The sequence below is a fragment of the Prevotella sp. P5-92 genome (genome assembly GCF_002251245.1).
Lineage (GTDB): Bacteria > Bacteroidota > Bacteroidia > Bacteroidales > Bacteroidaceae > Prevotella.
The window spans coordinates 1-21,460 of record NZ_NPJG01000079.1; the positions used below are offsets into that span (position 1 = coordinate 1).

General features: G+C 49.9%; 16 protein-coding genes and 1 tRNA gene. 5 read left to right on the top strand and 12 right to left on the bottom strand.

The genetic code is table 11. The features are described 5' to 3' along the window. Nucleotides 1-23: 23 nt before the first annotated feature. Nucleotides 24-146 (top strand): smalltalk protein, encoded by a 123-nt coding sequence (locus CIK99_RS15350; RefSeq protein WP_158215874.1) that lies wholly within the window; start codon nt 24-26, stop codon nt 144-146. Between the two features lie 110 nt (nt 147-256). Here the strand turns inward: CIK99_RS15350 and rplI are convergent, their stop codons facing one another. From rplI to CIK99_RS08115, 7 genes are all read right to left on the bottom strand, one after another. Beyond that, on the bottom strand, nt 257-796 hold the full coding sequence (gene rplI, locus CIK99_RS08085) for a 50S ribosomal protein L9 (protein WP_094381027.1): 540 nt from the start codon (nt 794-796) through the stop codon (nt 257-259). Between the two features lie 21 nt (nt 797-817). Beyond that, nucleotides 818-1,084 carry a 30S ribosomal protein S18 gene (gene rpsR / locus CIK99_RS08090; protein ID WP_094381028.1) on the bottom strand — a complete coding sequence of 89 codons (267 nt, stop codon included), beginning with the start codon at nt 1,082-1,084 and terminating at the stop codon, nt 818-820. Between the two features lie 3 nt (nt 1,085-1,087). Then, complete coding sequence (rpsF, locus tag CIK99_RS08095; RefSeq protein WP_094381029.1) at nt 1,088-1,432, bottom strand: 30S ribosomal protein S6; 345 nt, start codon at nt 1,430-1,432, stop codon at nt 1,088-1,090. 151 nt (nt 1,433-1,583) lie between these two features. Further along, nucleotides 1,584-2,282: a response regulator transcription factor gene (locus CIK99_RS08100; RefSeq protein WP_094381030.1), complete on the bottom strand. Its 699-nt coding sequence runs from the start codon at nt 2,280-2,282 to the stop codon at nt 1,584-1,586. 75 nt (nt 2,283-2,357) lie between these two features. Then, a complete protein-coding gene (locus CIK99_RS08105) occupies nt 2,358-3,917 on the bottom strand; it encodes a sensor histidine kinase KdpD (RefSeq protein WP_094381031.1) in 1,560 nt (519 codons plus the stop codon). 44 nt (nt 3,918-3,961) lie between these two features. Then, the gene (locus CIK99_RS08110) at nt 3,962-5,509 is read right to left on the bottom strand and encodes a ComEC/Rec2 family competence protein (protein WP_094381032.1); all 1,548 of its coding nucleotides are present in this window, start codon (nt 5,507-5,509) and stop codon (nt 3,962-3,964) included. 224 nt (nt 5,510-5,733) lie between these two features. Beyond that, on the bottom strand, nt 5,734-7,890 hold the full coding sequence (locus CIK99_RS08115) for a translation factor GTPase family protein (RefSeq protein ID WP_094381033.1): 2,157 nt from the start codon (nt 7,888-7,890) through the stop codon (nt 5,734-5,736). A 160-nt stretch (nt 7,891-8,050) separates the two neighbouring features. On the opposite strand from CIK99_RS08115, the gene hemW reads away from it, so the two are divergent. Together hemW and CIK99_RS08125 are read left to right on the top strand one after the other, a co-directional pair. Next, on the top strand, nt 8,051-9,163 hold the full coding sequence (gene hemW / locus CIK99_RS08120) for a radical SAM family heme chaperone HemW (protein ID WP_094381034.1): 1,113 nt from the start codon (nt 8,051-8,053) through the stop codon (nt 9,161-9,163). A gap of 124 nt (nt 9,164-9,287) precedes the next feature. Next, nucleotides 9,288-9,363 (top strand) — tRNA-Gly (locus tag CIK99_RS08125). 29 nt (nt 9,364-9,392) lie between these two features. On the opposite strand, the gene CIK99_RS08130 is transcribed toward CIK99_RS08125, so the two are convergent. From CIK99_RS08130 to CIK99_RS08145, 4 genes are all read right to left on the bottom strand, one after another. Then, nucleotides 9,393-10,436 (bottom strand): porin, encoded by a 1,044-nt coding sequence (locus CIK99_RS08130; RefSeq protein ID WP_371591002.1) that lies wholly within the window; start codon nt 10,434-10,436, stop codon nt 9,393-9,395. Nucleotides 10,437-10,681: 245 nt separating this feature from the next. Beyond that, entirely contained in the window at nt 10,682-11,398 is a 717-nt protein-coding gene (gene deoD / locus CIK99_RS08135) for a purine-nucleoside phosphorylase (RefSeq protein WP_094381035.1), read from the bottom strand. A 17-nt stretch (nt 11,399-11,415) separates the two neighbouring features. Then, nucleotides 11,416-13,062 (bottom strand): glycoside hydrolase 43 family protein, encoded by a 1,647-nt coding sequence (locus CIK99_RS08140; RefSeq protein WP_094381036.1) that lies wholly within the window; start codon nt 13,060-13,062, stop codon nt 11,416-11,418. A gap of 8 nt (nt 13,063-13,070) precedes the next feature. Then, on the bottom strand, nt 13,071-14,171 hold the full coding sequence (locus tag CIK99_RS08145) for a hypothetical protein (protein WP_094381037.1): 1,101 nt from the start codon (nt 14,169-14,171) through the stop codon (nt 13,071-13,073). A gap of 187 nt (nt 14,172-14,358) precedes the next feature. Here CIK99_RS08145 and CIK99_RS08150 point away from each other — a divergent pair, with 187 nt between their 5' ends. Then, a complete protein-coding gene (locus tag CIK99_RS08150) occupies nt 14,359-15,546 on the top strand; it encodes an ATP-binding protein (RefSeq protein WP_094381074.1) in 1,188 nt (395 codons plus the stop codon). A gap of 66 nt (nt 15,547-15,612) precedes the next feature. Further along, nucleotides 15,613-19,191, top strand: coding sequence for a pyruvate:ferredoxin (flavodoxin) oxidoreductase (gene nifJ / locus CIK99_RS08155; RefSeq protein ID WP_094381038.1), 3,579 nt, complete (start codon nt 15,613-15,615; stop codon nt 19,189-19,191). 95 nt (nt 19,192-19,286) lie between these two features. Here nifJ and CIK99_RS08160 read toward each other — a convergent pair whose 3' ends face one another. Further along, nucleotides 19,287-21,275 (bottom strand): helix-hairpin-helix domain-containing protein, encoded by a 1,989-nt coding sequence (locus CIK99_RS08160; protein ID WP_144007940.1) that lies wholly within the window; start codon nt 21,273-21,275, stop codon nt 19,287-19,289. Nucleotides 21,276-21,460: the final 185 nt, after the last annotated feature.

Here is a 21,460-nt window from a genome sequence, read left to right on the forward strand (position 1 = left end):
ATAATCAATTAACATTAATCATCATGAGTTCTACATCTAAATCAAGCACTTGGAAGCTGGTATTGCAGCTTATTGTGGCAGCGCTGTCTGCTATTGCTACAACTCTCGGAGTGACGAGTTGTATGGGAGTGAATCAGTACGTGTGACTATACGATTTAACGGAAATTGTTTCAAAATAATAGGGCAAAAAAATCCTGAACCTTTTTGCAGGTCCAGGATTTTTGATTATAACAAATGATGTTTGCTCTAAAAAACATTATTCTGCAACAGGTGCTTCCTCTGCCTCAGCAGCAGGAGCCTCTGCTGGTGCCTCTTCTACGGCTACAGGAGCTTCCTGAGCGGCAGGAGCGGGAGCGTTCTCAGCTACTACTGTAACAGGAACTTCAACAGACACTTCCTTGTGGAAGCAAACGGTGGCAACATAGTCGCCAACCTTCTTGATGTCGCGCATAACAATGATCTTGCGGTCGATGTCGTGACCGAGCTTCTTCAGCTCCTCAGCAACGTGAGCGGCTGTAACCGAACCGTAAGTAACGCCTGTAGCGCTGACCTTAGCTGCGATGGTGAGAGCAACGCCGGCGAGGGCGTTTGCCTTCTGCTGTGCAGCGTCCTTGATGGCAGCGAGCTTGTGAGCCTGCTGCTTGAGGTTTTCTGCAAGAACTTTCTTAGCCGACTCAGATGCGATAACACCCTTGCCCTGTGGGATGAGGTAGTTACGGCCGTAGCCAGACTTTACGTTGACGATGTCGTTCTTGAATCCCAGACCTATGATATCTTCTTTAAGTATGATTTCCATATAAGTTACCTCCTCTTTTAATTATTTCATCAAGTCAGTTACGTATGGCAGAAGTGCTATCTGGCGTGCGCGCTTTACGGCCTGGGCCACACGACGCTGGTACTTCAGTGAAGTTCCAGTGATGCGGCGAGGAAGGATCTTGCCTTGCTCGTTGAGGAACTTCTTGAGGAATTCAGGATCCTTGTAGTCGATATACTTGATACCGCTCTTCTTGAAACGGCAGTACTTCTTCTTCGTTGTGTCCACTGAAGGTGGAGTCAAATAACGGATTTCTGTGTCTTGTGCCATGATTTATGCCTCCTGTTTGTTAGCGTACTTGTTCTTTCTCTTGATCGCATAAGCAGCGGCATACTTGTCGAGCTTGACGGTCATAAAACGGATCACTTTCTCGTCGCGACGATAGTTCACTTCGAGCTTGTTTACGAGCGATGGCTCAGCCTTGAACTCCAACAGGCAGTAGAAGCCTGTAGATTTCTTCTGAATAGCGTAAGCCATCTTCTTGAGTCCCCAGGCCTCCTCGTTCAGTATTTCTGCGCCATTGTCGGTGAGCAGCTTCTTGAATTTGGCGACCGTTTCCTTCATCTGTTCATCAGACAAAACGGGAGTTAAAATGAAAACGGTTTCGTATTGATTCATACTACTTTTAAAATGTTATTAAATGTTATTTTGCAAAATGCGGGTGCAAAGGTACTAATTTTTATTGAGAATTAATACTTTGCACCCGGATATTTTTGCTGATGCCATGATATTTAGGGATATTTAACAAAATATCTTGACCAACTGGCAATTACTCTTCGTCTGGAGTGATGAGTTTGTAGCCTTTTCCGTGGATGTTGATGATTTCTATCTGGTCGTCGTCCTTGAGGTGCTTGCGCAGCTTGGTGATATAGACGTCCATGGAGCGTGCGTTGAAGTAGTTGTCGTCGATCCAGATGGTCTTCAGTGCAAAGTCGCGCTGGAGTATCTCGTTGGCGTGGCTGCAAAGGAGGGCAAGCAGCTCGTTTTCCTTTGTGGTGAGCTTTGTCTGCTTGTCGCCGATGGTGAGGAGCTGCTTCTGTGTGTCGAACGTGAATCGTCCGAGGCGGTAAGTAGAGCTCTCTTTGTTTTTCTTTCCTCTTACGCGGCGGAGGATGGCTTCAATACGGAACACGAGTTCTTCCATCGAGAATGGTTTGGTGATATAGTCGTCGGCACCGATCTTGAAACCGTCGAGGATGTCTTCCTTGAGTGTCTTGGCGGTAAGGAAGATGATAGGAATCTCAGCGTTGGCCTGCCTGATTTCCTGTGCGAGTGTGAATCCGTCTTTTTTGGGCATCATCACGTCGAGCACGCAGATGTCGAACTTTGTCTTGAGGAATGCCTTGTATCCTATTTCTCCATCGGCGCAGAGTTCTGCTTCATATCCTTTTGCGGCAAGATATTCGCGCAGCAACATACCTAAGTTTTCGTCATCTTCACAAAGAAGAATCTTCAAGTTTTCTTCCATAATTCTCATAACTTTAGTGTATTAATGTGTTTATTATTGTTTATTTTATATTCTGTCGTGTGGTGTGCCTGAGACTTACTCTTTGCACACTGGCAGGGTGATGGTGAATGTCGTGCCCCTGCCGTATTCGCTCTCTACGTGGATCTCGCCCTTATGGAGATCGATGATCTTTTTCACGTATGCCAGTCCGAGTCCGAAGCCCTTGGCGTCGTGCAGGTTTCCTGTATGTACGCGGTAGAACTTCTCGAATATCTTCTTGAGGTTCTCTTTCTTTATTCCCATGCCTGTATCTCTTACCGAGAGGTAGAGATGGCTATTGTCGTTCCACGTCTTGAGATAGATGTCGAGCGGCTTGTCGGGATTGCGGTATTTCACGGCGTTGTCCATGAGGTTGTACACCACGTTTTGGAAGTGGGTCTCATCGACGTATATCGTGGAGTCGATGGCCTGGATGTCAGCAAATACCTTTCCTCCTGTGTGTTCCACTCTCAGCGTGAACGAGTGGGCAGCATTCTCGACAAGTTCGTTGAGGTCGAGTCTCTTTTTCTTGAACACCGCCTTTTTCTTGTCGAACATCGACATCTGTAGCACTTTTTCCACGAGGAACCTGAGGCGTTTCGACTCGTCGTTGATCACTCCGCCGAGGTGAGCCATCATGGTGTCGCTCTTCGGCACGCTCTTGTCGTTGAGCATCTGTGCTGCTAATGAGATGCTTGCTATTGGCGTCTTCAGCTCGTGTGTCATGTTGTTGATGAAGTCGTTTTTGATCTCCGTGTATCGCTTCTGTCGGAATATGACCACGATGGTGAAGATGAACGTGACGAGCAGCACGAGGGTGAATACGACTGACGGTATCATAAACCTGATGCTCGAGAAGATGTAGCTGTTGATGTCGGGGAAGTGGATTTTCACCACGCCCATCTTCGACGAGGGGTCGTTGCGGAACAGCACCTGCGAGTAAGTGTAGGCCTGTCCTTCCTCGGTATAGTCCTGGCATCGGTACACCTCACGGCCGTCAGAAGTGGAAACGGTGACGTGGTATGGTATGTTGATGCCGTTGTTGAGCAGTTCGGCTCGGATGTCCTGGTCGAGGAGTTTGAAGTTGATGCGCTCCTTCAGGGGCTTCTCGCTGGCCTGATAGAGTATGCTATATACCACTTCGTCGAGCAGGGCCTTCTGATATACGTATCTGTTTCTAACTATCTCCTGCAGCGACCTTGACGCCTCGTTAAGTGTGTTCTTGTCTGACCGCAGTATGATGCCCTTTGGTATGGTGGAGGGCTTTGTCGTGATGGTCTTGAGTTGGAACGACGAGTATATAGTGCCGTCTTTGCCTGTCACGGCATACTGATGAGAGTGCTGCACCACGTCGTTTATCTTGCCCGAACGTGTCATCACAGAGTCTTGACGGAATGCCCTGCGCTCGGTTTCGTTGACGTCCTTTTCGAGATAACGTAGTGTCTCGTTGACTTCAAGATTTCTTGAGGCCTGATAGAGACTGCGGTTGACCGATTCGTCAAACTGTTCTTTCTTCATCTTCGCCATCTCTTCGATGTAGGAGAGTTGCAGGTAGAGAAGAACCACGAACGACAGTCCCATTATTATTGCTATTGCCCAAATTGTTGACTTCTTCATGTCGGCAAAGTTAGTGTGTTTTGTCCGAACTACAATGGATAATGTTAATGAATTTTGTTAAATTTTGAATTGTTAACTTGTTTTCTCTGTTTTAATTGCAAATATGTAACTATAATAAATCCCGCTAAGTATAAAAATAACAAAACTGGAAGAGATATACATTCTATTCGTACTGCGGCAAAGGGCAGTGAGGAGATGGCGGCGAGGAGGTTGTTGAGCAAGGAGACTATTGCTTGCAGGATGGGTGTGGCCATGGAGGGAACAATAGGTAGTGGCGACATGACGAGGATCACCATTGTAAGGTAGATGACAATCGTGGCGAGAGGCAGGGTGATGAAGTTGGTGAGGATGAAATAGAGGGGCAGCCGTCCGAAGTAATATGCGGCGAGAGGTGCGGTGGCTGTTTGTGCGACGATGGTGAGTATCGTAGCCGACACGACATATTTCAGGGCGTTGCCTTCTGACAGGTGAAACAGATGGATTCCCATGAGTTCGATTTTGTTCATCAGGCTACCAGTGAGAGGGGTGACGAGAGTGACAATGGCTATCACTGCCATCATTGACATCTGCAGGCTGATGTCGAATATGGCCATAGGGTTGGCGATCATCAAGATGAGTGCTGTGAGCGAGATGTTGTGTAGCTGGGAGGACGATTTGGAATAGATGCGGGTCATGGTGAGCCACGAGAGCATCACCGCCGCACGCACGGCAGATGTGGGTAGGCCGACGAGGAATACGTAGCCCCAGATGGTGATAATGGTAAACGCTCGCACATACCATTTGCTCCTGATCGGTTTGACGAAGATGGTGATGAGGAAGAACAAGATGGAGAGATGGGTGCCGGAGAGGGCGAGCACGTGGGCGGCTCCAGAGGAAGAGAAACTGTCATATACCTTTTGGGAAAGGTGCGACTTGTCGGCGAGGACCATGGCTGAGACGGTGGCGAGGGCGTCGCCGTTGAGACCGTTGTCGCGCAGCGTACAGATTGCTTTATGCCTGATTGTCAGGGCGCCGATCCGCGCCCGTTCCCAAAGAGTCAAACCGCGCGTAGATACTGCTTTCTTGCGGTAGTTGTGATGAGAGAGGAAGGCGAAAAAGGCGATTCCTTGCGACTGTCGGTGGAGTGTGAAGCGAGGATCGTCGTTTGGTCCAGCTGGCTTTTTCAGCATACACAGTGCCTCGATGCCCATTCCTGGCGTGAGGGCCATTGCTGTGGAGTCTTTCTCGAAAGCGAGGCTTACTTTCTTCCCTTCGTAATGTCCAGAGGCAATGATGCCGTTAAGGCCTATGGAGTTTGTCCTTATGATGGGTTCAGAGGTGATGACGATGTCGTACTGAGCGATATGACTGGGATAGACGGTATGGTTTATGATTTTGTAGGTGAGCGTGTATGAAGAGCCGCATGCCATGGTGGAAAGCATCACCAAGGGCGTAGTTAAATGCCTTTTGGCGGGATGATGTATAAAGAGTGTCGCTACAATAGCCATGATGCAGCATGTGGCAACCGCGAGCGAGATCCATGCCGCAGAAGTGTCGAGGAAGAAGGTGGCGATGACTATGCCAAGGGCAAAGGCTGTTGCTATGCGAGACATGGGGATATTGATTGTTGATTGATGATTGTTGATTGATGATTGTTGATCGGTGATTATTGATCGGTGATTATTGATCGGTGATTATTGATCGGTGGGTGGTAATTATTGATAATTGATGAGGCAGGGTGGAGGTGAAGAGCGGTAGAAAAGGAGAGGGAGAGAGTTGAGGACTCCTCCTCTGACTCTCTCCCGAAGGGAAATGTTTATTACTAAGAATATGGATTTCAATCTTCCTTTTCTTCCTCCTCGTGCTCCTTGATGAGCTGCTGTTGTATGTCGTTTGGCACGAGTTCGTAGCTTGCAAACTTGGTGGTGAAGGAGGCGCGTCCACCGGTGATTGAGCTCAGAGCGATGCTATAGTTTGCGAGCTCCTTGAGAGGAATCTTGGCTTGGAGCTTCTGGTAGCCAGCCTCGCTGTCCATACCCATGATGAGGGCGCGGCGTCCCTGCAGGTCGCTCATCACGTCGCCCATGAAGTCGGCAGGAACGTAAACCTCGAGGTCGTAGATAGGTTCGAGGATCTTTGGTCCAGCATCCTTAAAGGCTGCGGCGAAGGCGTTGCGTGCTGCGAGCATGAATGAGAGTTCGTTAGAATCTACCGGGTGCATCTTTCCGTCATAGACGATGACGCGCACGTCGCGGGCATAGCTGCCAGTGAGAGGTCCGCGTTCCATTCTCTCCATGATACCTTTCAGAATAGCTGGCATGAAACGGGTGTCGATGGCACCGCCGACAACAGAGTTGAGGAAGACGAGCTTTCCGCCCCATTCGAGGTCGATCTCTTCACGTCCTTTGATGTTCATGCGGTATTCCTGTCCGCCGAACTTGAACACGGTCGGATCTGGCATGCCTTCAGCATAAGGCTCGACGATGAGGTGTACCTCGCCAAACTGTCCTGCGCCACCCGACTGCTTCTTGTGACGATAGTCGGCACGGGCAGACTTGGTGATAGTCTCGCGGTAAGGGATTTTTGGCTCGTCGAATTTCACCTGTATCTTCTCGTTGTTTTCGAGTCTCCATTTTAGGGTTCTGAGGTGGAATTCACCTTGTCCGTGAACGATGGTTTGTCGGAGTTCCTTCGACTGTTCTACTACCCATGTCGGGTCTTCCTGTCTCATCTTGGTCAGAGCCACCATGAGTTTCTCCATCTCCTGTTCGTTGACAGCCTTGATGGCGCGAGAGTATTTTGCGTTAGGATATTTGATGAAGTCGTATCTCCAGTCGCAGTCCTTGCCGTTGAGGGCATTACCAGTCTTCACGTCCTTGAGCTTCACGGTACAGCCGATATCACCGGCGCATAGCTCATCAACGGGGATACGGTTGGCTCCGGCGCAAGCGAAGATCTGTGCGATGCGTTCTTTCGAGCCACGGTCGGCATTGGCGAGGTCGGCACCGGCCTTCACCTTACCGCTCATCACCTTGAAGTAAGACACTTCGCCGATATGTGGCTCGACGCCGGTCTTGAAGAAGTAGAGTGAAGTAGGTCCGTCGCTTTCTGCTGCCACTTCCTCGCCGCGAGTGTTGTGAACCTTTGGCATCTCGCTGACGAAAGGCACTACGTTGCCGAGGAACTCCATGAGGCGTCTTACGCCCATGTCCTTACCGGCGCATACGCAGAACACGGGGAATATGGAGCGTGTAACGAGGCCCTTTCTGATGCCTTCTCTCAGCTCGTCCTCGGTGAGGGTCTCTTCCTCGAAGAATTTCTCCATAAGACCCTCGTCGTTTTCGGCGGCAGCCTCTACGAGCGCCTTGTGCAGTTCCATTGCCTTGTCCATTTCCTCGGCAGGTATATCTTCGATGATAGGAGCACCGCCTTCAGGCTTCCACGAGTATTTCTTCATGAGGAGCACGTCGATGAGCGAGTTGAATCCTGCTCCAGTGGCGATAGGGTATTGTATCTGTACGCATTTCGGACCATAGATGTCCTGCATGGTAGAGATAAGCGAGTCGAAGTCGCACTTGTCGCTGTCGAGCTGGTTAATAAGGAATATCACAGGCTTCTTCAGCTTTTCAGTGTATCTGAAGTTGTTTTGCGTGCCTACCTCGGGACCGTACTGTCCGTTGATGAGGATCACGGCTTGGTCAGTCACGTTGAGAGCCGTAATGGCACCTCCGACGAAATCGTCAGATCCCGGACAGTCGATGATGTTCAGCTTCTTGTTGTTCCATTCAACGTGGAACACGGTCGAGAAGACCGAGTAGCCGTATTCCTGCTCTACCGGGAAGTAGTCGCTGACTGTGTTTTTAGCTTCGATGGAGCCGCGGCGCTTGATGATGCCGGCTTCATAAAGCATAGACTCGGCAAGTGTTGTCTTGCCGCTACCCGCACTGCCAAGCAGTGCAATGTTTTTGATTTCACTTGTCTGATATACTTTCATATCTGATTGTTTTTTTAAAAGTGAATACTATTAGGTTCTTCCTGATTTTAGTTATCGGGGGTCTAAGTTAGTGGTTTTTTTTGAGATGACCAAAGAAACAGTGGCAGAAACTTGCATTTATTAAATAAAATTAGTACTTTTGCATTAAAATTCAAGAAAAATGGCAGGTCTTTATGTTCATATCCCATTTTGCAAGTCGCGTTGCGTGTATTGCGGATTCTATTCCACGTCGCTCTTCTCAATGAGTCGTCGTTATGTGGATGCGCTCATCCAAGAGTTGCGTCGTCGTGTCTCGGACTATGACGGGGCTTGGCGTACGGTATATCTCGGCGGAGGCACGCCGAGCACCTTGGCGGCAGACGAACTCGGACGGTTGTTCTCTGCCATCGATTGTTCGTCGGCACGCGAGGTCACCATTGAGTGTAATCCCGACGACGTCACCGCTGACTTTGTGCGTCAGTTGTCGGCATTGCCCGTCAACAGGGTGAGCATGGGAGCCCAGACCTTTGACGACGACCGTCTCCGTTTTCTTCGCCGTCGTCACAAGGCGGCCGATGTGGCGCAGGCTGTGGCACGGTTGCGTGATGCCGGCATAGCCAACATTAGCGTAGATCTCATGTATGGTTTTCCCGGCGAGACATTAGCCGACTGGAATCACGACATCGACGAGGCGCTGGCTCTTGACGTAGAACATATCTCGGCCTACTGTCTCACCTATGAGGAAAGCACGCCGCTCTATGACATGCTTCTTCGCGGCGAGGTGAGCGAGGCGAGCGAGGAACTCACCCGAGAGATGTACTATGGTCTTATAGCCCGCTTGTCAGCATTAGGCTACGAACACTATGAGGTGAGCAACTTCTCACGTCAGGGAGGGCGCTCGCTGCATAACAGCGGTTACTGGACTGGCGAGCCATATCTTGGCATTGGCGCGGCGGCCCACTCCTATGACGGAACGCGCCGGCTCTGGAACATCTCCGATCTTCCTATATATATAAATAAGGTGGAACGAGGCGAATGTGCCTATGAGAGCGAGTCGCTCACGGAGCGGGAGCTATATAACGACATGGTGATGCTTGCGCTGCGCACCAGCGAAGGCATCGACCTGAAGAAGTTAGGCGAGCGCTTTGGCAGCGATGCCGTTGACTATTGCCTGAAGAGCGCCCGCCGATATGTTGACTCATCGTTGCTTGAGCATGACGCCAACACGCTGCGTCTTGCGCATGACGGTTGGTATGTGAGCGATATGATAATATCTGACCTGATGAAAGTGTGACAAAAAAAGACAAACATAGCGTTATATGCAAATTTTAACACATAAGATTTGCCTGTTCAAAATTTTTATCGTACCTTTGCACAAGAAAATGACAGCCACGTCGTTTCCTTTATGCTTCAGTAATGCGGTAATAGCTCAGTTGGTAGAGCATTGGCTTCCCAAGCCGAGGGTCGCGGGTTCGAGTCCCGTTTACCGCTCCATTCATGGGTTTTCATGTCTTTGATGTTGTTCAGAACCGGGTCATGAACTCCACTACAATCTTGTCTTTTTCAGAAGGTTTCGCCATCGCTCCGTCGCGATAGTAGTATTTCTCATAGTTGACGCGGATATCGGAAACAAACGGCGTGGCTAGACTAATGGTCAGTCCGCCGGTGATGCGATGACGCTTGTAGTCGGTGATGGTCAGTTTTCCCTCGTCGTCGGCATTCTTTCCGTCGCTATGGTCGGTCATCATATCGTATCTCAGCAGTGGCGACACCTTTTTTACAAGACTCTTTTTGTTTTTCAAGTTGATGTCGTAGCATGCGAAAGAGTCAAACGAGTGGACGTTGGCGAAAGCATTGTCGCTATAGTGCTTAAAGAGATATTCCGCTTCCACATGCCATCCCCTTGCATGCCAATACACGCCTCCGTCATACATCATCACGATGTGACGTCCAGGTGTGATCTTCTGTGCACTCAGCATCAGGTTAAAGCCACTGGGAATCAGCACCTGAGCCTTAGCAGAGAAGTTCATGGCCTTGGTCCAATAGTCTTTCTGATCGGTCAGTCCCGAACCGTTGAACAGTCCCGCTTCCAGTATCAGCGGACATGCCCCTTTCAGCTTGTAGGCAACGGAAGCACCTACGTCGCGCACGTTGCCCACCTGTTTAGCGATGAACGAGCGGTTGGCAAAATACTGCTGATGAGGCGAACGATGGGCGTCGATGGTGAAAGGCACACGGAACTGTCCGATCTTGAAGTCGAGTCGCTCAGCCGGTGTCACCTTGGTGTATGCGTCGAGCATCTTTATCTTTCCCTCGTCAGAGAGGTCTATCTCAGCCTTGTAGCTCACGGCGTCGATCACCTTTCCCGTGACGCTTATTCTCGCGTTTCTCACTTCAAAGCGTCCTTCTCCATCTTCTGTCTGGTATTCATATTTTCCGCGTATAGTGCCGTGAATCTCAGGCGTAAGCATTTGTGTCTTAGCCTTGTTGTCGTTCTGTGCCATGGCACTTGTCGTTGCTATCATGGCTATTGCCGCAGTGGCCAGAATACGTTTTCTTTCTTTCATATCAGTTAGTGTGTAAAACAAAAATATTTCGGCTGCAAAGGTACAACCGAAATATTACAACAACGCTAATCTGATGTTACAATTCTGTTACAATTAGGTGTGAGTAAATTATGGAAGTTAAATATTATTTGGAAGTTAAAGAAGTAAAAGATGTATGTTCGAGCCGAGAAAACATCAATCTCCGAAGCGAAAAGACTATCTCTTTAACTTCTTTAACTTCAGATAATAAGTACTTCAGATTTGAATTACAATGCAATGGCAGTCTCGAGAGCGAGAACCATCATCTCTCGGAAAGAGTTCTGACGTTCTTCTGACGACAGTTCGATGTGGTTGATAAACGAGTCGCTGATGGTGAGAAGGCATGCAGCCCTCTTACCGCACATGTTGGCATTGTGGAAGAGAGCAAAGCTCTCCATCTCCACGCAGTCGCCGCCGGTACGCTCGGCTATATCCTGCCATGATCCTTGTGACGGATCGCCATAGAAGACATCGCTGGAGTGGACAACAGACGGTTTGCATGTGATGCCTAACTCAGCTGCCTTACGTTTGATAAGATCGTTGATGTCCTGGCTGGGTTTGATGGCCTTGTCGTTGCATCCGCCCTGCACCTTAGCGTAAGATGACTCGCTGACAGCAGTCTCGACGAGGGTGACGTCCATGACGTTGAGCCAGTCGCGATAGCTGCCGGCTGACCCGATGCGGATGATGTTTTCCACGCCGTAGAAGCTGAAGAGCTCGTACGAATAGATGCCTATGCTTGGCATGCCCATGCCGCTTGCCATCACAGATACAGGCTTGCCCTTATAGGTGCCGGTATATCCGAGGGTGTTGCGTACGGATGTTACTAACTTCGCATTCTCGAGGAATGTGTCTGCTATGAATTTTGCCCTTAGCGGGTCGCCTGGCATGAGGACGGTCTTGGCGAAGTCGCCCTCTGCTGCGGAAATGTGTGGTGTTGCCATAATAATTTGTTTATGAGTTATTTGTCTATTCTTATCCAGTCGATATCCATAAAGCCCATGACTCCCTTGCCGGCAGGTTCCTCGGCGCAGAAGCCAAACTTTGCGCCTATCCACTTGCCCTCTTTCATCAGGAACTCGTCGCCACACGCCTTGTATCTCTTTCCGTCGAGGCTATAAGCAAATGTCATCTTTGCGCCTTCGCTGACTTTGAGTCGGAGATATATGGTGCGGTATATGGCAGGATCGTAGTCTATCTTGTCGGCTGCTGACGGCTGGAAGGTGGCGAGTGTCTTGACGATCTCGGTCTTGCCGTGGTCAGCGCCATAGCAGGTGAGTTGCTGTAGCTGAAACTCGTTGCCGACGCGACGCACCACGAGAGCCGAATAGTCGCGTCCCATCATGATGATGCCGCCATACTGTCCTTCTTTCTTGGCTGCAAAGGTGAGCTTTGACGTTGCGGTGAAAGTGTCAGCCGGCGTCTTCTGCAGCAGCAGGTTAGGTGCTTCCCACAGACTCTTGAAGTCGGGTGAGAGTTTATGTGTGTACATTCGGAAGAAACCGTTAGATGTAGGCATGCCGAACTTCTGTTGGTAGTTGGCGTGCCACTGCCATTGCAGTCCGAGTGTGGTAGAGTCGAACTCGTCGCTCTCTACGGGGTTGACGACGGTTACAGGCGATGCCGTCTTTGGCTTGCGGTAAACGCTGACGGGCTCGCCGCAGAGGTCGCCGTTGCGGTCAATGCCCATCACCGGCCATCCCTTGGTCCATGTCACGGGATTGAGATGAACGACACGTCCATAAGCACCTTTATCTTGGAAATGCAGAAACCAGTCTTCACCCTGGCTGGTGTGGACCCATCCGCCCTGATGAGGCCCGTTGATATTGGTGTTGCCCTGAGCCATGACGGTTTTGTGCTCGTATGGTCCGTAGGGACTCTTGGAACGCATGGCGAGTTGCCATCCGGTAGCCACGCCGCCAGCGGGACACATTATCCAATAGTAACCGTCATGCTTATAGAACTTCGGACCTTCGGCGGTATGGTGTTCGTTGTTGCCGTCGAAGACAATGACGGGCTGGCTAATGGCGCAAGTGCCATCGGCACTGAGTTCCCTCACGGTGAGCACGCTTTTGAACTCAGCTCTGCTGCCGGCCCATCCGTTGACAAGATAGCATCGTCCGTCGTCGTCCCACAGTGGAGTGGTGTCGATCATTCCTTTTCCCTCGATCACGCATACTGGTGCGTCCCATCTGCCAGCGGGATCCTTGGTTTTTACCATGAACACACCACGGTCAGGATCGCCCCAGTAGATATAATAATAACCATTGTGATATCGTATGCTTGGAGCCCAGATACAACCGCCGTGTTGTGGAGTGTCATTGTCGGGCAGTGAGCTTACGGCATAGTTGATGATCTTCCAGTTGACGAGGTCGCGGCTGTGCAGGACAGGCAGTCCGGGAATGCATTGGAAAGAGCTGGCAGTCATGTAATAATCTTCGCCGCTGGCTCCTACACACACGTCGGGGTCGCTGTAGTCGGCGTTGATTACGGGGTTGGTGAAGGTGCCGTCTCCATTGTCGGGCGACCATACCTTCGACTTGTAGTTGTCTTTTGCGTCAGTTGTAGCGATGAGAGCTGCAACGAAAATGATAGAGATTAGTTTCATAATGTTTTTTATATTAAAATTTGTCTTGTTTCTTGCGTAGAGGCTTTGAGCCTCAGTTTGAATTTGCCTTCATACACCACCTGCATCACGCCTTCGATATCGTCGTCGGGGGGTGTGAACTGAAGGGCGAGATGTCCCATGGTGCGCCGCAGGTTGATCTCCACGCAAGGGTGCAGCAGATATCCGTTGCCCGTCTTTGTGCCCACAATCATCATGTCGATGCCGAAAGCTCCTTGGTGTCGTGACGTGATGCAGGAGAAGTCGGACGAGCAGACACGAGTGCGGACGGCGTCGAGCAGCGACGGGTCGATATAGCGGGCGAGCATCTCTCTCTTGTGAGTCTCGGTGGCAATGATATTGCCCGAATATGCGCCGTGTGAGGTGGTGAAGATCGACAGTCCCGCATATCTGGCAGTGCCGTCGCCGAGGCTTGTAAACTCCATGCCGAAGTCGATGATTCGGTTGTACATCGGTTCCACCATGATGCCGCCTTGTTTCGCTATTACGTTTGCCGTCCAGTCGAGCATGTGCGGGTCGATGTCGCCATCCACGAATCTCACTCCTCTACCGCTGCTGCTCCATGGCGCTTTCAGCACCGCTTTCCCCTGAAAATCTGCCACATATCCAAGGAGCTCGTCTTGTGTTTCTGCCAGACGCATCTCCCCGATGGTGTTTTCCATGCGGAGAGCCTGAAGCAGATATAGAGCCGTAGATCGGTGAGACATGTTCCTTATTAAGTTGAGTTCGTTATCAGACGGCAGTTGGACACCTTTAGGCAAATGCTGTCTGAGGATGGCTTTCAAGGTGTAGTCCCATCCCCATGGGTCGATGCTCTGGGGAATAGCGTCACGAAGCGATGTCAACTCGCGGAACGTCACGTCGTGTGTCTCCAGTCCAAAAAGTCTTTTTGCCATCATTCTCACCTTGGCATAGGCTCGAGTGGCATGTTGGCAGTCGTCAACCAAAACCGTGTCGCCTTGGTCGGCCCAGAAGGCGGGAATAAAGCCAAGATCGGCGTGAAGTTGTCTTGCCGCATGCGGCGGTGTGATTCTCCTTTGTCCGTTGGCAAGGGCGATGTCATGCTCGGGATTGAATATGTGAAGTGTCATTTCTCTTGCGTCGTTGATGTAAAAATACGAATTTGAGTGCAAAACTACGACTAAAAAACGGATTATTATTCAAAATAAGAGAAAATTAATACTTTTTTTCAAGTTTTTGCTATATACACTTTGCAAATTACGAAGAAAGTTGTACCTTTGCACCAACTTAGAAAACAAAGTAGAAGAGAGACAAGAAATGGAAGAATTCTTCAGGACACATACATATCTTGTGGAGCATACCAATGCTACTGTCCGTCGCACCCTAATGGATGAGATAGACTGGAGCGACCGTATGATAGGCATCAAAGGTACGCGAGGTGTCGGCAAGACGACCTTTCTGTTGCAATATGCCAAGGAGCATTTCCATACAGGCGACCGTCAATGTCTCTATGTGAACATGAACAATTTCTACTTCCAGGGACGTAGCATGGTGGATTTTGCAGGCGAGTTTTATCGCCGAGGAGGAAAAGTGCTGCTGGTGGATCAGGTGTTCAAGCGTTCGGACTGGAGTCAGGAGCTGCGCCGCTGTTATGACCTGTATCCAGGATTGAAGATTGTGTTCACTGGATCGAGCGTGATGAGGCTGAAGGAAGAGAATCCCGAGCTGAACGCCATAGTGAAGAGTTATAATCTCAGGGGCTTTTCTTTTAGGGAGTTTCTCAATCTCCAGACAGGGCTCTCGATGAAGCCATATACGCTTGATGAGATACTCACAGGGCACGAGCAGATTGCGAAGATGATATTACCCAAGGTGTCGCCGATGAAATATTTCCAGGACTATCTCCACCATGGCTTTTATCCATTCTATCAAGAGCAGCGAAACTACTCGGAGAATCTGCTTAAGACGATGAACATGATGATAGAAGTGGATATACTTCTGATAAAACAAATCGAACTGAAATATCTTACTAAGATAAAGAAGCTGTTCTACCAGCTTGCTGTCGAAGGTACAATAGCACCCAATGTCAGCATGCTGGCACAAGAGATAGAGACAAGTCGTGCTACGGTGATGAACTACATAAAATACCTTGCCGATGCTCGTCTTATCAATATGATATATCCCGAGGGACAGTCTTTCCCGAAGAAGCCCACGAAGGTGATGATGCACAACACCAACCTGATGTATGCCATTTATCCCATTAAGGTGGACAAGCAAGAGGTGATGGAGACATTCTTTGTGAACTCGATGTGGAAAGACCACAAGGTGAATCAACGTTTGCACGACAACACGTTCGTCGTTGACGGAGACTTGAAGTTCAAGGTGACAGATGCCACTGCCGTTCGCAAGACGCGCGTGTCAAACGACACCTATTATATCAGATACAACACAGAGATAGGCTTCGGCAACCAGATACCGCTTTGGATGCTCGGCTTCCTCTATTGAAAAGAAAAGCGATACACATTATTTATAATATAAGAGACAAGTTTAATTTTTTAATATCAACAACAAATGGCTAAAGAAAAAAAATTTATCACTTGTGATGGTAATGAGGCTGCCGCTCACGTGAGCTATATGTTCTCAGAAGTAGCTGCCATCTATCCTATCACACCGTCATCACCAATGGCGGAGCATGTTGACGAGTGGTCGGCCCGCACACGCAAGAACTTGTGGGGTCAGACAGTTAGCGTACAGGAAATGCAGTCAGAGGGTGGTGCTGCTGGTGCCGTTCACGGTTCTCTGCAGGCTGGTGCCCTGACTACTACATTCACTGCATCGCAGGGTCTGCTGCTGATGATTCCAAACATGTACAAGATTGCTGGTGAGCTGCTGCCATGCGTGTTCGACGTTTCGGCACGTACACTGGCTTCACACTCTCTCTGTATCTTCGGTGACCACATGGACGTGATGGCTTGCCGTCAGACAGGTTTCGCAATGTTCTGCTCTGGTTCTGTTCAGGAGGTTATGGACCTTACAGCCGTTCCTCACCTCGCTACTCTGAAGACTTGGGTTCCATTCGTTAACTTCTTCGATGGCTTCCGCACTTCTCACGAGTATCACAAGATTGAGGTTATGGACCAGGACGACATCGCTCCACTGGTAGATCCAGCAGACATCAAGGCATTCCGCGACCGCGCTCTCTCTCCCGAGCGTCCTGTCACACGTGGTACAGCTGAGAATCCTGAGACATTCTTCACACACCGTGAGGCTTGTAACCAGTACTATGACAAGGTGCCTGAGGTTGTTGAGTATTACCTCGGCAAGATCTCTGAGATCACTGGTCGTGAGTATCACCTCTTCAACTACTACGGAGCAGAGGATGCCGAGAATGTTATCATCCTTATGGGTTCTGCCACCGAGGCAGCCCGCGAGGCTATCGACCACCTGCTCAAGGAGGGCAAGAAGGTAGGTATGATCAGCGTTCACCTCTATCGTCCATTCTCTGTAAAGCACCTCATCGCTGCCGTTCCAAAGAGCTGCAAGCGCATAGCAGTGCTCGACCGTACAAAGGAGCCAGGTGCAGAAGGCGAGCCTCTGTATCTTGACGTGAAGAGCGCATTCTACGATGTTGAGAATCGTCCTCTCATCGTTGGCGGTCGCTACGGTCTTGGTTCTTCCGACGTTACTCCTGCCAAGATTATCTCTGTATTCAACAACCTCGAGTTGCCCGAGCCAAAGAACCACTTCACTGTTGGTATCGTTGATGACGTTACCTTCACCTCACTGCCTGAAGTTGAGGAGATGGCTCTTGGTGGACAGTCAATCCAGGAGTGCAAGTTCTTTGGTCTGGGTGCTGACGGTACTGTTGGTGCCAACAAGAACTCGGTTAAGATCATCGGTGAGAACACCGACAAGCACTGCCAGGCTTACTTCTCTTACGATTCGAAGAAGTCGGGTGGCTTCACTTGCTCACACCTCCGCTTCGGCGACGAGCCTATCCGCTCTACATATCAGATCACAACACCTAACTTCGTAGCATGCCACGTTCAGGCTTACCTGCACATGTACGACGTTACACGTGGTATCCGTGAAAACGGTTCATTCCTCTTGAACACTATCTTCGACGGCGAGGAACTCATCAACTTCATTCCTAACAAGGTGAAGCGTGTATTCGCACAGAAGAACATCAAGGTATATTATATCAACGCTACCAAGATTGCACAGGAGATTGGTCTGGGCAACCGTACCAACACCATCCTCCAGTCGGCATTCTTCCGCATTTCTGAGGTTATCCCCGTTGACCTTGCCATCGAGCAGATGAAGAAGTTCATCGTTAAGTCTTACGGTAAGAAGGGTGAGGACGTTGTCAACATGAACTACGCAGCCGTTGACCGTGGTGGTGAGTACAAGGTGCTCGCTGTTGACCCAGCTTGGGCTAATCTCGCTGATGACGCAGTTAAGGAAGACGATGCTCCAGCATTTGTTAAGGAACTCGTTCGTCCTATCAACGCTCAGGCAGGTGACCTGCTGAAGGTTTCAGACTTCGTTAAGCACGACACTGTTGACGGTACTTGGATGACTGGTACTGCCCAGTATGAGAAGCGTGGTGTAGAGGCATTCGTTCCTGCTTGGAACCCTGCTAACTGTATCCAGTGTAACAAGTGTTCTTACGTTTGTCCTCACGCAGCTATCCGTCCGTTCGTTATGACCGACGAGGAACTCGCTGGTGGCTATCAGGGCGAATCACTCGAGATGAAGGCTCCTGCAGCCATGAAGGGCATGCACTTCGTTATCGAGCCATCTGTTCTTGACTGTCTCGGATGTGGAAACTGTGCTGATGTCTGCCCAGGCAATCCAAAGCTCGGCAAGGCTCTCACTATGGTTCCGTTCAATCCCGACAACGCTGACATGCAGAAGGAAGCTGCCAACTGGACATACCTCACAAAGAAGGTTACCAGCAAGCAGGATCTCGTTGACATCAAGAGCAATGTTAAGAACTCTCAGTTCGCTCAGCCTCTGTTCGAGTTCTCTGGCGCTTGCTCTGGTTGCGGTGAGACTCCATACGTAAAGCTGATTTCTCAGCTCTTCGGTGATCGTGAGATCATTGCCAACGCTACCGGTTGCTCATCTATCTATTCAGCATCTATTCCTTCTACTCCTTACACCACCAACGCCAAGGGTCAGGGTCCAGCCTTCGACAACTCATTGTTCGAGGACTTCTGCGAGTTTGGTCTCGGTATGGTGCTCGGTAACAAGAAGATGAAGGAGCGCGTAGAGAAGCTGCTGGGTGAGATGCTCGAGAGCGACAAGGTTTCTGAGGAATACAAGGCAGCTGCCCGCGAGTGGATTGCTGGCAAGGATGACGCCGACGCTTCTAAGGCTGCAGCCGCTAAGCTGAAGCCGCTGATTGCTGAGAGCGCTGCCAAGGGTTGTCCTGTATGTCAGGAACTGCAGACCCTCGACCACTATCTCGTAAAGCGCAGCCAGTGGATCATCGGTGGTGACGGTGCTTCTTACGACATCGGTTACGGTGGTCTCGACCACGTTATTGCAAGTGGTGAAGATGTAAACATCCTCGTTCTCGATACTGAGGTTTACTCTAACACCGGTGGTCAGGCTTCAAAGGCTACTCCTCTTGGTGCCATCGCACAGTTTGCCGCTCAGGGTAAGCGTATCAAGAAGAAGGACATCGGTATGATTGCCACTACCTATGGTTATGTATATGTTGCTCAGATCGCCATGGGTGCTGATCAGGCACAGTGCTTGAAGGCCATCCGCGAGGCAGAGGCATATCCAGGCCCATCACTCATCATCGCTTATGCTCCATGTATCAACCACGGTTTGAAGGCTAAAGGCGGCATGGGCAAGAGCCAGGCAGAGGAAGGTCGCGCAGTTGAGTGCGGTTACTGGCACTTGTGGCGTTACAACCCACAGCTCGCCGCTGAGGGCAAGAACCCATTCTCACTCGACTCTAAAGAGCCAGACTGGAGCAAGTTCCACGACTTCCTGATGGGTGAGGTGCGTTATCTCTCTGTCAAGAAGGCTTATCCTAACGAGGCAGAGGAGCTCTTTGCTGAGGCTCAGAAGATGGCTCAACAGCGCTACAAGACCTACGTTCGTCAGACTAAGATGGACTGGAGCGAGGAATAATATTCTCTCATGTAAGGTAATAGAGAAAGTACTCTTTTGAAGAGTATTCTAATAATTGGCTGCGTGTCGGATTTCCGGCACGCAGTTTTTAGTGTTTATAGTTTTATGTTTATCTGCAGTTCGATATCGCATTGCGACGACTCATCGATCTGTTCCGCCCCACTTCCGATGGTGTCGCGGTCGAAATATCGTGTTGTGCCTGCCTTTGCTGTCAGCGTAGCGCCTTGCCATGGTTTCCATTTCGTTATCAGGGCGTAGCGCATGCCGTTGCCGTAGTAAGCGGGCATGTGGAAGGTGTAGAGCGGAGAGCGTTCGTTGGAGTAGAGGCGGCTGTCGTAGTCGTTGGTGGAGAAATACTTCAGTGTGGCGGCAATAGAGAATCGTTTAGTATTTAATCCCGTCTCGTTGCTCAATAGTGCGCCGCGAGAGATGGTGTCGAAGCAGTGGACAGTGGCGGTGGCCGTGAAGTCAGAATACCATTTCCCTGAGTTCCATTCTCCGCCGATGGTTGTCCTATGTGTTGTTTCCCAGGCGAGAGTTTTCTGTTTGTTGTCCAAGGTGAAGTCCTTTTGTCGGCGTCGCATTCTGTATTTTGCTACCATCGTCCATTTGTCGATGCGTTTCTTTGCGGAGAGATAAGTGTCGAGCGAGTATGCTGATGCCGACACCTTATATCGTGGGAAGGCGAAGTATGCAATGTCGAGATATCCGTCAACGACCAATCCTCCTTTTGTCTCCCACCACAGTCCGAGAAATACACCGCTCTCGTTTTGTGTCTTTCCTCCATCTGAAAATGAGTTGGAGTGTGGCGAGTGGTAGAGGTATGAGAAATAGCGGTGGATGAGTGTGAGCGATAGATGTGGCGTGAGATAGTAAGAGAGGCTGTTTAAGGTGGCAATTTTGCCTTTGCGGTTGGTGGCTGTCTCGCCTGAGAATGTCAGTCGTCGGCGTGTGACGGAGTAGTCGATGCTGGCGTTGAAGAAGTCGTTGCCTTGCGGATAGATGAGTCGGTAGATGGCCGATGTGTTGGGGACGAGCGGCCGGTTGTAGTGTGTGGCGACGGCAGTGACTCCTACATGCAACGATGCAAGGTCGAAGGCAATATGAGCGCCAGCTGTTGACATAGCGGTGTTGTTTCTCTTTTCAATTTCTTTCTCCGTGCGATGATAGCCAGAGGTGGTGATTGTGGCTACCGAACCATCATCGTTGAGTGTGGCGTCGAGATGTTTGTATGAGATAAAGGCGTTGAAAATCAGTGATTTGCTTATTTTGAGGGAGGCTGCTACGCCTTGCATGTAGTTCTGTTCCGAGCGTGAAGAGTGTTGTTTAATTACATTTTTCGAAGGTGTGGCGAAGGTCTGAGTCATCATCATTTTGCCGAGATTGAATCCTTGGTTGACGACGAGTCCCAGTCCTGAGGAGAATTTGTATCGTCCTACGGCGAGCCGTTTTACCGGTCCTAAGTTGTCGATGAGCAGATAGGCGGAATAGTAGTCATAGCCTTTATTGTTGTAGCGTGAGAAAAACGGTTCGCCGGCATCTTGTGATGCAGTGATGCCGAATTTGATGCTTTTGTCGCACGAGAAGGTGTATTTAAGCCAGTGCTTGTATTTCGGTCCGTAGTATTTGTCGTTATAACCTTTTCGTGTGTATGTAGGGATTTGGACAAAAGTGGTGAGTTCGTTTGTGTATTGGTGATGTTTCTTCTCTGGGAAGGCTGTTGTCGGTGCTTTTGCTTCTCCGATAGTGATGAAACATTCGAGGAGGCGTCGGCGGTATTCGTCGAGCGATGTGATGGCTACGAGTTCTTTTTTCGACTTCATCGCTCCGTATCGTCTGATGTAATTTACAATGTCGTTAGCTTGTATGCTGTTGAGAAAGGGTAGGGCTTCGAGTTGCTCGCATGTGGCGGCGTTGATGTTCAGCGGTTTAGCGATTGTTTCCTGTAGTGCGTCGTGCATGTCTTCCCACGAGTCGGCATTGTCGTCTAACTCTTCTTGTGCGTAGAGTGCAAACCACCGTTCCCATATCTCTTCTGTCGTTTCCGCAGGAGTGGAGTTGGTTTCCTCCTCCAAAGTTTCCACAGGAGTGTTGATATGGATCGCTTTTCGTTTGTCTGAGATGATGTTGTCGGCTAATAAATGTTGGGGAAATGGTGAGCCGCAGAGCGTCAGTAAAAGGAAAAGAACTGATGGTTTCAAGGTAATACAAGAAGACAATCCCCGTGGATATGTTTTCCACGGGGTGTGTTTTTGATAATAGTCAATAG

What these genes read in the sequence shown, in the direction of transcription:
- CIK99_RS15350 (WP_158215874.1), top strand. Translation starts at nt 24, where the DNA reads ATGAGTTCTACATCTAAATCAAGCACTTGGAAGCTGGTATTGCAGCTT.
- rplI (WP_094381027.1), bottom strand. Translation starts at nt 796, where the DNA reads ATGGAAATCATACTTAAAGAAGATATCATAGGTCTGGGATTCAAGAAC.
- rpsR (WP_094381028.1), bottom strand. Translation starts at nt 1,084, where the DNA reads ATGGCACAAGACACAGAAATCCGTTATTTGACTCCACCTTCAGTGGAC.
- rpsF (WP_094381029.1), bottom strand. Translation starts at nt 1,432, where the DNA reads ATGAATCAATACGAAACCGTTTTCATTTTAACTCCCGTTTTGTCTGAT.
- CIK99_RS08100 (WP_094381030.1), bottom strand. Translation starts at nt 2,282, where the DNA reads ATGGAAGAAAACTTGAAGATTCTTCTTTGTGAAGATGACGAAAACTTA.
- CIK99_RS08105 (WP_094381031.1), bottom strand. Translation starts at nt 3,917, where the DNA reads ATGAAGAAGTCAACAATTTGGGCAATAGCAATAATAATGGGACTGTCG.
- CIK99_RS08110 (WP_094381032.1), bottom strand. Translation starts at nt 5,509, where the DNA reads ATGTCTCGCATAGCAACAGCCTTTGCCCTTGGCATAGTCATCGCCACC.
- CIK99_RS08115 (WP_094381033.1), bottom strand. Translation starts at nt 7,890, where the DNA reads ATGAAAGTATATCAGACAAGTGAAATCAAAAACATTGCACTGCTTGGC.
- hemW (WP_094381034.1), top strand. Translation starts at nt 8,051, where the DNA reads ATGGCAGGTCTTTATGTTCATATCCCATTTTGCAAGTCGCGTTGCGTG.
- CIK99_RS08130 (WP_371591002.1), bottom strand. Translation starts at nt 10,436, where the DNA reads ATGAAAGAAAGAAAACGTATTCTGGCCACTGCGGCAATAGCCATGATA.
- deoD (WP_094381035.1), bottom strand. Translation starts at nt 11,398, where the DNA reads ATGGCAACACCACACATTTCCGCAGCAGAGGGCGACTTCGCCAAGACC.
- CIK99_RS08140 (WP_094381036.1), bottom strand. Translation starts at nt 13,062, where the DNA reads ATGAAACTAATCTCTATCATTTTCGTTGCAGCTCTCATCGCTACAACT.
- CIK99_RS08145 (WP_094381037.1), bottom strand. Translation starts at nt 14,171, where the DNA reads ATGACACTTCACATATTCAATCCCGAGCATGACATCGCCCTTGCCAAC.
- CIK99_RS08150 (WP_094381074.1), top strand. Translation starts at nt 14,359, where the DNA reads ATGGAAGAATTCTTCAGGACACATACATATCTTGTGGAGCATACCAAT.
- nifJ (WP_094381038.1), top strand. Translation starts at nt 15,613, where the DNA reads ATGGCTAAAGAAAAAAAATTTATCACTTGTGATGGTAATGAGGCTGCC.